Raw genomic sequence first — 14,388 nt, 5'->3', positions numbered from 1 at the left:
CTTGAAGTGAGAAAATAAGGTAATGTATAGTTATTATCCATTTCGGAATAGGAAGTTTGAGAGGGGCGTTTTAGCGATGAATCTGGGTAATTGTCCGCGTTGTGGCAAATTATATGCGTTGAATTTTCGGGATGTATGCTCGAACTGTATCAAGGAAATTGAACTGGAATACCAGACTTGTGTGGATTATCTACGCGAAAACAAGGGCACTAACATACAGGAACTGTCTGATGCAACAGACGTTTCAATTAAAAATATTACCAAGTTCATTCGTGAGGGACGGATTTCCATCGAAAACGCCCCCAATATGATGTATCCTTGTGAAGTGTGCGGAACCCTGATCCGTGATGGCCATATGTGCGACTCTTGCCGGAATCGTTTGACGAAAGATTTGGCTGGAGCGGCTCGAGAAGTAGGTCAGAAGGATAACGGCAGCATAGGCGGACGAACCTATAATGCTGTCGACAAACTACGGGATCTATAGGAACGAGGGCTTAAATACAAGTTTTGCTATAACAAATGTTTTGGAACGTACCGATAAACTTATTAAAGATTATCGGTTTTTTTTATTATCCTAATCGTTCGACAATATAAAGATAATGTGAAAAATCTTAAGGTGGAAGGAAGTGCAATTCGTATGAAAATCAATGAACCGAGTAGAATTGGTGCAATCAATTCATATCAGAGGAACGTTGAATCCAATCAGCAGGCTGATGCCAAAAAGAGCCGCCGTAAGGACGAGGTATCCATTTCTCCGGAGGCGATGAAGATGCTTGAGGAACAAGGTCGTACACAGGATGCAGGACGATTACAACGGATACAGGAACTGAAAGAACAGGTAAGTTCGGGAACTTACCAGGTAGACAGCAGTAAACTTGCTGACAAGTTACTGCCGTACTTTAAGTCTACCGGGGAACAATAGGAGGCAACCATGGCGTTAGCTCAACTTTTTAATGTTCTAGATCAACTTGATGCTGCTCATCAGACCATGTTGCATTGGGGAAAATCCAAAAGAACTGCAATAATGAATAATCAAGTCAGTGAGCTGATTCAAATCAATAATCAGGAATCAAGGGTCCTTAAGGAGATACTTCGCCTAGAAGAAGAGCGAGTTAATTGCTGTCACTTGTTTTTACAAGAGAAAGGGATTAAATCCGCTCTGAACTTAAACCTTACAGAATTATCACGTTTGGTATTTGATCCGAAGGATAAGGAAATCTTGCTTGGGAAGCAACAGCAGTTGGCTAATTCATTATCAGAGCTTAAGGCATTAAATGATATGAACCAAACCCTTGTTGAGCAATCACTTCAATTTTTGGATTATTCTATGAATCTGTTTAGTGGAGTTCCTGATCAAGAAGTAACTTACCAACCTCCTGCTGGAAAACAAGTCGGAGGAAGTCGCATAGGAATGTTTGATACTCGCGCGTAGAGCGCATAAGGGGGAAGTATATTTCGATGGTATCTACATTTCACTCCATTGAAACGGCGAAGAGGAGTTTGTTTACTCATACAACTGCCTTAAGTACGACTGGACATAACATCGCAAACGCAAACACGCCGGGATACTCTAGACAACGTGTTAATATGAATGCTTCTATATCAATAGATGCACTGGGAATGAATCGTTCTATGGCCCCGGGACAACTCGGTACAGGGGTGGAGTTCAATTCAATCACTAGAATAAGAGAAGCGTTTTTAGATACTCAATATAGAGGAGAAGCAAATGCCTCTGGTAGTTGGAATATCCAATCTGATTCTCTTAGTAAACTTGAGGGCATATTTAATGAACCATCAGACACAGGCATTCGAACAGTAATGGATCAATTTTGGAAATCGTGGTCGGAGCTAAGCAAAGATCCTGAAAATGAGACAACACGTAAAATTGTGAAGGAAACGGCAGTAGCCATGACCGATGCTTTCAACTATATGAGTCGCCAATTAGATAGCCTCAGTCAGGATTTAACAACGAACGTTGGAGTAAAAGCGAACGAGGTTCAGAACTATCTCACATCTATTGCTGATTTAAATGATTCTATTAGAAAGCTGGAGTCCTTGGGTGATAACGCGAATGATTTGAGAGATCAAAGGGACCTGTTTACTGACAAATTGTCACAAATTGTGAATATTACTGTTCAAGAAACTGACCAAGGGTACACGATTTCCATGGGGGCCCAACAATTAGTCAATGGAACAGCAGTTACGCAGGTAGACAGTGCCTTCTTAGAGAATGCATACAATGCAGGCGGAATTACTGGCGGTGAAGTCTATGGTATGTTGTATTCACGCGATGTATATGTTGCGGATTATCAGCAACAACTTAACAATATGGCTAACACGCTTGCTAATGGTGATGTACAGGTTACCCTTCCTAAAGGTTCCGTTCTTCCCCCAGGAGTGACTGTAGCTGGAGTAACCGGTAGAAACGTTACCGAAGACACCGTTGTTACAGTTAAAGGACTTAATGGCCTACATCAATTGGGATATACTTTGGATGGGACTACAAAGGGTGGTTTGCCGTTTTTTGAAGCTCAAGGTGGAGGGGCAATCACAGCAGGTAATATTCGTTTAAATGCGCAAATTGAGGAGAATCCGAAATTGATTGCTTCTTCAATGCGTACAGTAGGTACAGAACCTAATGAACAGGTTGTGGCTGGTAGTAACTCACTTGCGCTTTTAATTTCAAATTTAAAAGATCTTAAATTCCAATCACCTGGGGGAACTCAAACAGGAACAATTGATTCTTTGTATAGTTCTCTGGTGGGTCAGTTAGGTGTGCAAGGTCAAGAGGCATCGCGTCAGACAGAGAACGCATCACTTTTGTTACAACAGGTAGACAGCAGACGCCAATCGGTAAGTGGTGTATCCCTGGATGAAGAAATGTCCGATATGATTAAATTCCAACATGCCTATAATGCATCTGCACGTTTTATGACCACATTTGATGAAATGCTCGACAAATTAATTAATTCAACTGGCGTAGTTGGCCGCTAATATATGAAGAAAGGGGTAGTGAGTCGTGCTTAGAGTAACCTCAAATATGATCAGTTCCCAACTCATGCATAACTTGAACCGTAATACGGTACGTATGAGTGAGACGCAAAATCAATTGGCTACAGGACGCAAACTGAACAAGCCCTCCGATGACCCTGTAGGTATTACGTATTCTCTCCGGTACCGTACTGAATTATCAGCTAATGATCAATACTCTCGAAATGTGAATGATACTTTATCCTGGTTGGATCACAGTGACCAGATGTTAGATCAGACAGGTAATATTATTCACAGACTCAAGGAGTTAAACGTACAAGCCGCCAGTTCTACTAATCCTCAATCTGCACTAGATAGTATAAAAACAGAAGTCATGCAATTAAAAGAGCAGTTAATCGATATCGGAAACAGCAAATTGAATGGCAAATATGTCTTCAATGGTCAATCTTATACGCAAAAACCTTACGACTTCGTTAAGGATGCTAATGGTAATTCGATAACGACAGATGTTCTACCTACAGATAATAACAACATTATTTATTCGGTTGGGGAAAGTGTACAAATGGGCATTAACGTTACGGGATCTGCTATTTTTGGCTCAACAGGTGATACATCCGAGGATGATCAATTGTTCACAACAATCGATCGTTTAACGGAAGCACTTACGAATGGGGACTTCGAAGCAATCGGCGCTCAATTGGACAAGTTCGACAGTCGATTGGAGAAAATCACAACGATTCGAGCTGAACTTGGTGCCAAAACCAACCGGGTAGAACTGATGCAAAGTCGTCTCCAAGACTTGGGTATCAATCTGACAGATCTGCAGGCCAAGACGGAAGATGCTGACTATGCAGAATTAATTATGAATTCTTCAATCCAAGAGAACATATATAATGCGACTCTGTCAGCCGGTGCTAAAATCATTACGCCTTCACTTGCCGATTTCTTAAGATAGGAGGTGCATCTTGAGTATACCTCAGATACAAATCCATCAGCAGCCATCTATTTTAAGTATTGTAGCTGAACTAGGAAGCTATTCGATTGAACAGCCGCGTGCGGAACAGACAATCCGTTCCACCCCTGCGCAGCTGAATATTCAGAAGCCTGTTTCGACGCTTGAAGTGAATCAAGAAAGCGCCTGGAAGGCATATAATGGTGGGGCTACACTTGAGATGAATCAGCGGATCTATTCTCAATTGTCATCGATCTTTCTGCAGGGAATCGCTAGACGAATGCAGGAAGGACATCAAATGGCATCCATTCATATTCCGGGAAACACCATTTCCAACATCAAAGGGAAGTCTTGGGATAAGGATGGTTTTGTAGAATTTCGGGGTCCGGCTTCTTTTGATAATGTAGATATTCGCTTTGATCTTCAGAAAGCAGAATATCAATATGTAGAGGGCTCGTTAGAGATAGACGTTCAGGTGAGGCGTCCTGAAGTTGAATATACCCGAGGCAGATTGGACATCGCAGTACAACAATACGCTAAGGTAGAGATTACACCACCGAGTTTTGAGCAGTGGATGGGTTAGGGTTGGAATATATTGAAGCTGTAGAGGTATAATGAATGCCATCTATAGCTTTTTTTCATTTAATAAGAGAGTGGGGGATGATGATGGTCGTAGAGACTACTTCATCGGTTACAGAGGATTTTTCGGAGAATCTGATTTTTCATTTTACTAAAGGCATTCCCGGGTTTGATCAAGTTAAGGATTTTGCATTTATTCCTTTTCCGGAAGGGCCATTTGCTTATTTACAGTCCGTTGAACACGAAGATATATCGTTGGTTATAGCAGACCCGTTCGTATTTTATCCGAATTATCAATTTGAGCTGGCAGATCATGTTGTGGAAGAGTTGTCTTTGCAATCCAATTTACTTGTGCGTTGTGTGGTAACGATGAACAAGGATGTGGGCAAGTCAACGTTAAACTTGTTAGCGCCTATCGTACTTAATCTGGAAATGCGATCAGGTAGGCAAGTTATACTTCAGCAATCCCCATATCAAACCCGACATCCGTTATGGAGAGAAGCAGAAGAACAGCGGAGTATGGCTGATAAGGATGGTGAATAGTATGCTAGTCCTGTCCCGAAAGAAAGGCGAATCCATAATCATTCAGGATGAGATTGAAATAACTGTCTTAAGTGTTGAAGGAGATAACATTCGAATTGGAATTAAAGCACCCAAGGATATCGAGATATTCCGTAAGGAAGTGTATCTGGCTATTGAAGAAGCGAATCGTGAATCGGCAGCCCAACAAGTGGATCAGATCGAAGCATTAATGAGACATTACAGAGAGCCAAAATAAATTTTCTGAAAAATCTATATTTGCTATAAAGTCAGAGTCATATTCGGTCGATATATGTATTAGACGCTAGTTCGGAGGGGCGGCCGACCTTAACGAATCAAGCTAACCACATGGATGTGGACATTTATTAATTTCAAGGAGGAAATTCTAATGATTATCAACCACAATATCGCGGCTTTGAACACGCACCGTCAACTGGGTGCAAACACAGGTGCTTCTTCTAAAAACTTGGAAAAATTGTCTTCCGGTCTTCGTATCAACCGTGCAGGTGATGACGCTGCTGGTCTGGCAATCTCCGAAAAAATGCGTGGTCAAATCCGTGGTTTGGATATGGCTCAAAAGAACGCTCAAGATGGTATCTCCCTGATCCAAACAGCTGAAGGTGCATTGACTGAAACTCACAGCATCCTGCAACGTATGCGTGAATTGTCTGTTCAAGCTTCTTCCGATACTAACGAAGGCGTTGACCGTCAAAAACTTCAATCCGAAGTTGACGAATTGTCTAAAGAAATCAAACGTATTTCTACAGACACTGAGTTCAATAACCAAAAAGTACTGGATGGTTCCTTTGCAGATAAAACTTTCCATATCGGTTCTAACTCTGGCCAAAACATTAAGTTGACTATTAATAACATGAGTAACACAGATCTTGGTGTATCTACAGTTAAAGGTGTTGAAAGAGATCTTACTGCAGTAGGTGCATCAGTTACTAACTATAGCAGTCAAGATCTTTCTATCGCAACTGCTACTGTAGGAACTGCAGATGTAGAAAAAACTTCAGTTGCGATCGCGGATGATGGGACGGTTACTATCACACTTGCTCAAAAAGCTGATGGAACAGTCACTGCAACTAAAGACGATGTTGTAGCTGCCCTTAAGAAAGCTTTTGATACAAAAGGTCTTGATGTCGAAGTAAAATCTGATGGCACAAGCGGGGCAGCTGGAGCACTTACTGCTGTGGCTGTTGATGCAGTCGATCCAGATGTAATTGATGATACAAAGGGTATTCGTATCTCAACTCAGGCATCTGCTGACAAAGCAATCACAACAATTAACAATGCTTTGAACAAAGTATCCGAAGAGCGTTCCAAATTGGGTGCAAACCAAAACCGTTTGGAGCACACAATCAACAACTTGGGTGCAACTTCCGAGAACTTGACAGCTGCTGAATCCCGTATTCGTGACGTGGATATGGCGAAAGAAATGATGTCGTTCACGAAGAACAACATCCTTACACAAGCTGCTCAAGCGATGTTGGCTCAAGCGAACCAACAACCACAAGGCGTTCTGCAATTGCTTCGTTAAGATTCATTTTAAGTTTTATGAGAGAACTGCTTTGGCCTATGGGCCAGGCAGTTCTTTTTTTATTAAAAGGGTAAAGCCATAGCTCCTACAAACCGATATATATAATATTGAAGTAAACAAGTGGGAGGGCTGAAGAATATGAATCCGGATGTGTCTTTCACAGGTAGTTCTGTGAATCAGAGAAGTAGCTCCACATATACATCGTCTTCATCAAGTAATTCGTCACTCACATCTCAGATAGTTAATCAGCAGCAGATGGACCAACTGGAGAAACAAGGGGGGAAAATCCCCGTAGGAGAAGCACAGTTGATTAAAGCCATTGATCGTGCACTAAAGGCTTTGGAAGGCCCGGAGACAGCCTTTGAAGTTGCAGTACATAAAGAAACGCACTCGATTATGGTTAAGGTACTGAATAAGGAAACTGGTGAAATAATTCGTGAAATTCCACCAGAGAAAACGTTGGATCTGGTAGCTAAGATGATGGAGTTTGCCGGGATTATTATAGATGAAAAAATATAAATCATAGAGGAGAGTTAATATTATGAGAGTTTCTGGATTGACGTCAGGTATGGATACCGACACTCTGGTCAAACAAATGATGACAGCTGCGAGGGCTCCCCTTGATAAGCTGTCACAACAAAAACAGACATTGGAATGGAAACGCGACAGCTATCGTACAATTAACAGTCAATTGGTAGATTTCCGTAACAATAAGTTGAATAAATACCGTATTTCAACCGAAGTGAATGCATACAAATCAGAAGTGACGGGTGATACAGCAGCTGTATCCGTAAAAGCATCCCCAACAGCCAGTCAGGTTCCCATGACTATAACGGTAGGTAGTTTGGCTACCCAGACATCCCTTGAGAGCAGTAAAAAACTAGGTGAAGGAATAACCAAAAATTCTAAGTTAAGCGATCTAGGAGCAGGTGGTACTTTTACACTGAGTGTAAAGAGTTCTACGACTGCTAGCCCTAAAGAAATTACTTTCTCCAACACGGAGTCTATTGATTCTGTGATCAAAAAAATAAATGCAGATACCAATATTAAAGCGACTGCTTCCTTTGATGAAGCCAGTGGGAAAATCACACTTAAATCCAAAGAGTATGGGAATTCTGATTTTTCATTTTCAGGGTCATTAACGGATGCGTTCCAAATGGCTGAGAGCGAACCAAAAGTCGGAAAAAAAGCTGAAGTAACAATTAACGACATACCGATGGAATTGAATTCTAATACGCTGCGAATGAATGGTGTAGACATTACGTTTCTTGCTAAAACAGAGACAGATAAACCGGCGATTGTGAACACCAAAGTTGACTCTTCTAAAATGGTTGAGACGATTAAGTCATTTATTAGTGATTATAACAGCGTATTAAATACTTTAAACTCTAAACTATCCGAAGAGCGCTACAGAGATTTTGCTCCGCTTACTGATGAGCAAAAGAAAGATATGAAAGAAGATGATGTCACTAGGTGGGAAGCAAAGGCAAAGAGTGGCCTGTTAAAAGGGGATGAAATTCTTAATCAAACCGTAACCAACTTAAGGAATTCTGTTGTTTTTGCTAAAAGTACTTCGGGTATAACTTTGAGCTCGATTGGAATCACTACAGGGCAGTGGTTTGAAGGCGGGGCTCTAAGTATCTCAGATGAAGCCAAATTAACCAAGGCCATAGAAGAAAATCCGGATGAGGTAATGGAGTTATTTACCGGATCTGCAGATGGTACTGCTACTAAAGGTCTGTTCAATGAGATGTATGATAAAGTGAATATTACACTAGGACAAATGGCTAGTCGTGCAGGAACTTCGAAGTATTCGACTGATGTCGGTGTATCTTTTAATGAAGACAGCAATATGGGTAAAGAATTAAGTGATTTGAAAAGCCGAATGTCTGCTATGACTAAGAAACTTACAGACCTGGAAACTCGATATTATAGCCAGTTTACAGCTATGGAGCAGGCCATTAACAAAATGAACTCTCAATCGTCAAGTCTGGCTAGTTTTGCAGGTCAATAAGATTAACAGGAGTGAATAGAAATGATATCATCCCCTTTTGAAAAGTATAGACAATCCGCCGTGCAGACCGCACCTTCTCAACTGTTGATTATGCTCTATGATGGTGCAATTCGTTTTGTAAAAGGTGGGATAGAAGGTATTACTGGACAAGAAGTGCAAAAATCCAATGAATTTTTCAAGAAAGCTCAGGATATTGTAAGTGAGTTGCGAGCCTCTCTGGACTATTCTTATGATGTATCTCATAATTTGTCATCCTTATACGAATATGTGAATTACTTGTTAATTGAAGCTAACATCAAAAAGAATGTTCAACCAGCTGAAGAAGCTTTGGGGTACTTAGTGGAATTACGAGAAACATGGTCCCAAGCGGCAAAATTAACTACAGGGAATGCAGACCATGTTACTGGATGAACAAATTGGTGAGTTGGAGTCAATGACTTTAAATGTAGTTAGACAAATTCCTCAGATTTCGTATCAAGAACTTGAGGAATTTGTCGAAGGACGACAGGGACTGGTCGACGGCATAGGAGATTTATTGAATGATAATTCTTTGTCTGATTCTCAGAAGAAACGCATAGACCATATACTGCAATACGATTCATTAATTCTAAATCAAATGTCTCTGCTCAAAAGTGAGTCGGAAGAATGGTTAATGCAAAGGGGTCAGGCCAAGGCTCAACGTCATGCATATGAATTGTCATACACCCCGGATAGTATATTGATGGATCAAAAAAAATAAGTGGGATATTATCAACTACTCCTTAAAACACAAGGACTACCTTAACTTGAGTTTCTAGTTTATTATTAGAACTTATCAAGATTAAAGGGGTCCTTTATGTTTTAACGATAGTATGTGCTCGCTCGGTTTAAATTCATAATTTAAATTCTAAGCTTCTGTACAAATATTTTGGATTAATCTCAAAAACTTGTTATAAGATCCCTCTTTTGATCGCAGCCCCACTATGAGTCCCCAAACCACCTCTCGATCCAAACGCCACCACCACTCCGCTAACGGCTTGGTAGGCTCACCAAAAAAACTAACACCCTCTTATATAATCATAGAACTCCTTAGAACGCCCAGTAGCAATAGTTCGTAATTCAACAATTTTGCACCGTTTTTTCTTGATCTAAACTTCCAGCGCAACTTCAACATCGATTCCGTAAAGTTTATTCATTTTTTAATTCAATGACGCACCTATTTTGTCTAATAGATTGTTATCAGATAAATCTGTTCATCTTCTTCTGGATAATGAAAGGATAGCGTACGCGAACCGTATTTGTAGATCATGTCATATCCGCCTTCTGCTTCATTTAAATATTCTTTCTGTGGTTTACCTAGCCACAACTTCACCGTTTCGGGATAGAGATTACGTTGCTCTGCGAACAGGTTGAAAACCATGATTCTAGATCTGTTGTCCAGTTCGTGCAGGTAAGAGTCAAAACCGATTGCGTATTGCGAATAAACGTAATATGCTCCCCATTCGCCGTTCTCCTTGAATTTAGCCTTTTTTAATGTATTGAGCATGGACTTGTGGGTCATGTCCAGCTTGATATTGGGCTGATTCGGCAGAATACCTTTTACAGCAGATGTCTTCAGACTTTCGAGATAGGCTCTATCTCCAATTCCTGAGTTAGGCCAGTTTGGCTGATCAACATTAACATATCGGGTGTCACTTAAACGCAACTCTAGTTTGCTAATGTTGAGTTTGAAGGTTTCTATTTCATATTTGAATATAGTGTTATTGTAGAACTTGAACTGCACCCGTGCGTCAGACAACATGCGTATGCCATTCCCTCTACCTGCAGGGTAGAAATCGTCTATTTTTTTGCCTTTGTTATCTACAAATTTCAACGGTTGTAATACACCTGATCGAATAATAAACGGTTTAGCCAAATTAAAGTTGGATGACCCCCACTCCGTGATGAACAGCATATCTGGTGTAAGTTTTTCCTTACTCTTAATGGTGTAATGCCATGTTTGGGGTAAAGTAACGGAATGAAGGCCAAGATCCGCCGACTGTACTGTACCGTAGGAGTCTCCTTTTTTCAGTAATGCTGCTCGATAAGTGCCTGTATATGTAGGGTCACCAGGATTGTTGTTAGTCCAAAAGTCTTCCTTTGTTAGGGTGGAGCTTTCTTCATCTTGAGCAAAAATAAAGATCGTATATTGCGTTTGGTAGGCATCACGAAGTGTGAAGGATAACCGACTGATTTCTTTCAATTCCTCTGCAGGTATCCGATTCCCTTGAGCATTTGTTTGCGATGGAGCCAATACCAATATCCCGGAAAAAAAGATAGTTAGTAGAATTATAGCAATCCATTTTTGGTTCCGAAGTGAGTGAATCATTTCTATAATCTCTCCTTGTTAAATGAAATATAATCATTGCGGTGGATATACTAAATTTTAACATGCCGATCTAACCTTTCACCATTATAGTATGTAAACTTTTCTCGTAACGGGTAGCTGAAGAGTCGGGTGATATAGCATCAATCTTATCTTGAAAATAGCCGAAATAAAACTTATCACTAGTTTAATAACCTGATATATTAACAATAACCCATCGTTCAACACAATCCCCAATTAATCTACAAAAAATTCCAAGAAAACATTTACTTTACCAATTGACAATGGATAACTTTGGATGGTATTATCTGAGTTGTGGGCAAGGGTCTTTGACACAACCTCACTTCATTTGATGACGAAGGGAATGTTAGTGCATGCAAGGTAAAGTAAAATGGTTCAACGCAGAAAAAGGTTACGGTTTCATTGAAACTGAAGACGGCGGCGACGTATTCGTACATTTCTCCGCAATTCAATCCGAAGGATTCAAAACTTTGGAAGAAGGTCAATCCGTAGAATTCGACATCGTCGAAGGCGCGCGTGGACCGCAAGCAGCTAACGTAATCAAATTATAATCATCCGGACAATCCGACCTACATATATGGTTAGATGGTTACCAATTGAATTATCGCTAGCATCAGACTCCGGTTTTTCCGGGGTCTTTTTTTGTTTGCGCCTAGCTAAGGTAGACTCAATTAGCTGGTGAAAGTCCGTTCGAGGTAAGAGCCAAGGTGCAAAAAGAAACATTTATTTAGGACAAGAGAGAGCACCCCTCGAAACGATGGGCAAAGGCTGTGTAACGTGTGAGCCCTTGGAAGTTTAGAGGATAAAGAGAAAGTTGAGTCTGGAACTAGAGAACTCTCCCTCGTGGGTTTCATGCGCTATACGACAGGGTTACCTAGGAAATGTTCTTTGGGGAGTATGGAAAGAGGTCAAGTCGAGTGGTGGTAGTCGTGGCATTTATGGAGTGACGCTAAGCTATTAGAAAATGACTAAATTATAAAAAGAATCCGTATTGACACAGGAAGAAGAACATCATAAAGCAGTTTGAAACCTCATGCGCAGTTTTATGAAGGGGAGCTAGAAAAATAGAAAAGTAAAACAGAGGGCTTATCCCTGCAATGAAATTCAGTCTCCTACTCTACTAATAACAAAAATCTCAAGAACTTATGATACATCAAGACTATTTGGATGAAATAATTTTCAACATGATTTTATAGTACCTCTTGTTTTTAATAGTTATATCATGCTACTTGAGGTACTTTATGAGCTCATTCTGGAATCAGACTTGGTATTATTTTTATCAGTGCACAAAACTGAAAGGTCTATGGGGTAAATATGCAAATTTGACGCTGAGTAGCTGGATAAGGCTTGTAAATAGTGAGGTTTTGTGGGAAAGAATACTAGTTTCCTTCCTGAACCATTATTAAAAGTTAAAATATAGTAGAATAATTCTATTAACATATGGTAGTATAGATCTAGTTTGATAGTTAATTAGACTCATATAACAGATTGTTAGATTTCTATTAATCAGCTAACAACCTGTTAAAACGATTTTGGATGGATAATACATAAGACTTTAGGAGGATAACATGAGTAAAAAGAAGAAACTACGTGGAGCAGTTGTTAGTGCTTTAAGTTTGAGTATGGCATTGTCTTCGCTTAGTCCTGTATCTGCACAATCTGTAAATGATGTACAAGGGCACTGGGCAGAGCAACAAATTCAAAGCTGGATTGAGAATGGTAGCTTGAAAGGTTATCAAGATGGTTCAGTAAAACCGAATAATTCTATTACGCGCGCCGAATTCATTACATTGGTTAATCGCATGTTTGGATTCACAGATCCAAGCGTAGCTAATTTTAAAGATTTGTCCCCGTCCAACTGGGCATATAACGATGTAGCAAAAGCAGTCAATGCTGGTTATGTGAAAGGGTACTCGGATAACACCTTCCACCCTGGTTCCAACGTAAGTCGTCAGGAAGCTGCGACAATGATTTCAAATATTCTTGGATTGAACACTAGCAACACCGAAGAGATCAAACAATTTACAGATGCAGGAAAGATTCCTACGTGGAGCCAGGGGAGCGTTGCGGCAGTAATTGAGAAAGGAATCATGAAAGGGTATCCAGATGGTACATTCCAAGCCCAGAAGCAGCTAACTCGTGCAGAAGCGGTTGTGCTTATTGAATCTGCCATGAGTAACCGGGAAGTTGCTGCAGAAACAGTAACTATTGATAAGGCTGGAATTTACGGTAATACGCAAGAGACAAAGATAGTCAACGGCGATGTGATTATTAATGTGCCTGGTGTAACTCTGGAAAACTACGAAATTAAAGGAAATCTGTTACTTGCAGCAGGTATTGGCAGTGGAGACGTAACAATTAAAAACGTAAAAGTTCACGGCACCACTAACGTCGAGGGTGGCGGTGAGAACTCTATTCATTTCGTGGATTCAGTGCTGGTCAACATTTTAGTTAATAAAAAGGACGGTACAGTTCGTCTAGTAGCTGAAGGTACCACTAAAGCCCAGAAGGTTATTGTTCAATCATCAGCTAAATTGGAAGAGAGCGATCTGAACGGCGAAGGTTTCACCGATGTTGAATTGGCCAAAGAACTGCCAGCCAACGCAACAGTACAATTGAACGGTAAATTTGACGACGTTGATATCTTTAGCGCATCCGTATCCGTGAAATTGCTCAGTGGTTCGATTCAGGATGTAACAGTTGATGCTGCAGCTGCTAACAATACAATCCAACTGAGCAGTGGTGCGCAAGTTGTAAACTTGGTATTGAACGCCATCTCTAAACTACTGGGTGCTTCCAATATTACAACAGTAACACTTAATTCTGGTTCTCAAAATTCTACTTTTGATGCAAGACCGAGCAATGTCCAGGGTGACCAGAAAGGTAGCATTATTGTAAACACACCATCTACTGCAACTTCATCATCAAGTGGCAGTTCTTCTTCAGGTGGATCTGGGGGTGGTTCCACAGATGGAGGCGGTGACCAAACGAAGGTGACATATACAGTGGCTTTCAACCTCAACGGAGCTAATGGTACAGCCCCAACTGCAGCAACAGTGGAAGCGGGTAAAACAGTGACTTTGCCAGCTGCACCTTCAAGAGAAGGGTATGCTTTTGCAGGCTGGAACACAGTAGCAGATGGAAGCGGAACATCTTTGGACGGTACAACAGTGATCAACGGGAACACTACGGCATTTGCACAGTGGTATTTAGCCGCGCCAGCTAATGGATTAAAAACGCTTAACGTTGCCAGAGTAACCGAAACTGGAGCGAAGTTCCTAGCAGCAGGTTTAGTTAATGAGAGTGGTGCCGAAGTGCCAAGCACCCTGGGAGAAATCAAAGAATATATCGAGAACAAGTATGAAGTATCATTCAATGCAGAAGCTATTTCGGTTGTAGATGGA

16 protein-coding genes are annotated in these 14,388 nt (G+C 40.8%); 15 read left to right on the top strand and 1 reads right to left on the bottom strand.

Annotated elements, in window-relative coordinates:
* Positions 1–76 precede the first annotated feature (76 nt).
* The 13 genes from BLV50_RS16250 (at position 77) to BLV50_RS16190 (ending at position 9,358) form a co-directional block, all read left to right on the top strand.
* Positions 77–484: a TIGR03826 family flagellar region protein gene (locus BLV50_RS16250; RefSeq protein WP_090808887.1), complete on the top strand. Its 408-nt coding sequence runs from the start codon at positions 77–79 to the stop codon at positions 482–484.
* Between the two features lie 153 nt (positions 485–637).
* Positions 638–922, top strand: a complete 285-nt coding sequence (gene flgM / locus BLV50_RS16245; protein WP_090808885.1) for a flagellar biosynthesis anti-sigma factor FlgM — start codon at positions 638–640, stop codon at positions 920–922.
* A gap of 9 nt (positions 923–931) precedes the next feature.
* Positions 932–1,432: a flagellar protein FlgN gene (locus tag BLV50_RS16240; protein WP_090808883.1), complete on the top strand. Its 501-nt coding sequence runs from the start codon at positions 932–934 to the stop codon at positions 1,430–1,432.
* A 26-nt stretch (positions 1,433–1,458) separates the two neighbouring features.
* Positions 1,459–2,994, top strand: coding sequence for a flagellar hook-associated protein FlgK (gene flgK / locus BLV50_RS16235; protein WP_090808882.1), 1,536 nt, complete (start codon positions 1,459–1,461; stop codon positions 2,992–2,994).
* Between the two features lie 25 nt (positions 2,995–3,019).
* A complete protein-coding gene (gene flgL, locus BLV50_RS16230; RefSeq protein ID WP_090808880.1) occupies positions 3,020–3,946 on the top strand; it encodes a flagellar hook-associated protein FlgL in 927 nt (308 codons plus the stop codon).
* Positions 3,947–3,956: 10 nt separating this feature from the next.
* The gene (locus BLV50_RS16225; RefSeq protein ID WP_090808879.1) at positions 3,957–4,526 is read left to right on the top strand and encodes a DUF6470 family protein; all 570 of its coding nucleotides are present in this window, start codon (positions 3,957–3,959) and stop codon (positions 4,524–4,526) included.
* Positions 4,527–4,603: 77 nt separating this feature from the next.
* Positions 4,604–5,065 carry a flagellar assembly protein FliW gene (locus tag BLV50_RS16220; protein WP_256337974.1) on the top strand — a complete coding sequence of 154 codons (462 nt, stop codon included), beginning with the start codon at positions 4,604–4,606 and terminating at the stop codon, positions 5,063–5,065.
* A 1-nt stretch (position 5,066) separates the two neighbouring features.
* The gene (gene csrA, locus BLV50_RS16215; protein ID WP_090808875.1) at positions 5,067–5,300 is read left to right on the top strand and encodes a carbon storage regulator CsrA; all 234 of its coding nucleotides are present in this window, start codon (positions 5,067–5,069) and stop codon (positions 5,298–5,300) included.
* Between the two features lie 150 nt (positions 5,301–5,450).
* On the top strand, positions 5,451–6,605 hold the full coding sequence (locus tag BLV50_RS16210; protein WP_090808873.1) for a flagellin N-terminal helical domain-containing protein: 1,155 nt from the start codon (positions 5,451–5,453) through the stop codon (positions 6,603–6,605).
* 138 nt (positions 6,606–6,743) lie between these two features.
* Entirely contained in the window at positions 6,744–7,124 is a 381-nt protein-coding gene (locus BLV50_RS16205; protein WP_090808870.1) for a flagellar protein FlaG, read from the top strand.
* Positions 7,125–7,146: 22 nt separating this feature from the next.
* Positions 7,147–8,619 (top strand): flagellar filament capping protein FliD, encoded by a 1,473-nt coding sequence (gene fliD / locus BLV50_RS16200; RefSeq protein ID WP_090808868.1) that lies wholly within the window; start codon positions 7,147–7,149, stop codon positions 8,617–8,619.
* A 21-nt stretch (positions 8,620–8,640) separates the two neighbouring features.
* On the top strand, positions 8,641–9,030 hold the full coding sequence (fliS, locus tag BLV50_RS16195) for a flagellar export chaperone FliS (RefSeq protein ID WP_090808867.1): 390 nt from the start codon (positions 8,641–8,643) through the stop codon (positions 9,028–9,030).
* On the top strand, positions 9,017–9,358 hold the full coding sequence (locus BLV50_RS16190; protein WP_090808865.1) for a hypothetical protein: 342 nt from the start codon (positions 9,017–9,019) through the stop codon (positions 9,356–9,358). The genes fliS and BLV50_RS16190 overlap by 14 nt, the downstream gene beginning before the upstream one ends.
* A 465-nt stretch (positions 9,359–9,823) precedes the next feature.
* Here BLV50_RS16190 and BLV50_RS16185 read toward each other — a convergent pair whose 3' ends face one another.
* Entirely contained in the window at positions 9,824–10,891 is a 1,068-nt protein-coding gene (locus BLV50_RS16185; RefSeq protein ID WP_143038130.1) for a hypothetical protein, read from the bottom strand.
* Positions 10,892–11,337: 446 nt separating this feature from the next.
* Between BLV50_RS16185 and BLV50_RS16180 the strand changes: the two genes are divergently transcribed.
* Positions 11,338–11,535, top strand: coding sequence for a cold shock domain-containing protein (locus BLV50_RS16180; protein ID WP_024631599.1), 198 nt, complete (start codon positions 11,338–11,340; stop codon positions 11,533–11,535).
* Positions 11,536–12,552: 1,017 nt separating this feature from the next.
* Positions 12,553–14,388: S-layer homology domain-containing protein (locus BLV50_RS16175; RefSeq protein WP_177031201.1), on the top strand; the 1,836-nt coding region annotated here is incomplete at its 3' end.

The sequence above is a fragment of the Paenibacillus sp. 276b genome (assembly GCF_900107875.1).
GTDB classification, from domain to species: Bacteria; Bacillota; Bacilli; order Paenibacillales; family Paenibacillaceae; genus Paenibacillus; species Paenibacillus marchantiae.
The sequence above is the reverse complement of the archived record's forward strand: the minus strand, read 5'-3'. Positions and strand labels throughout refer to the sequence as shown.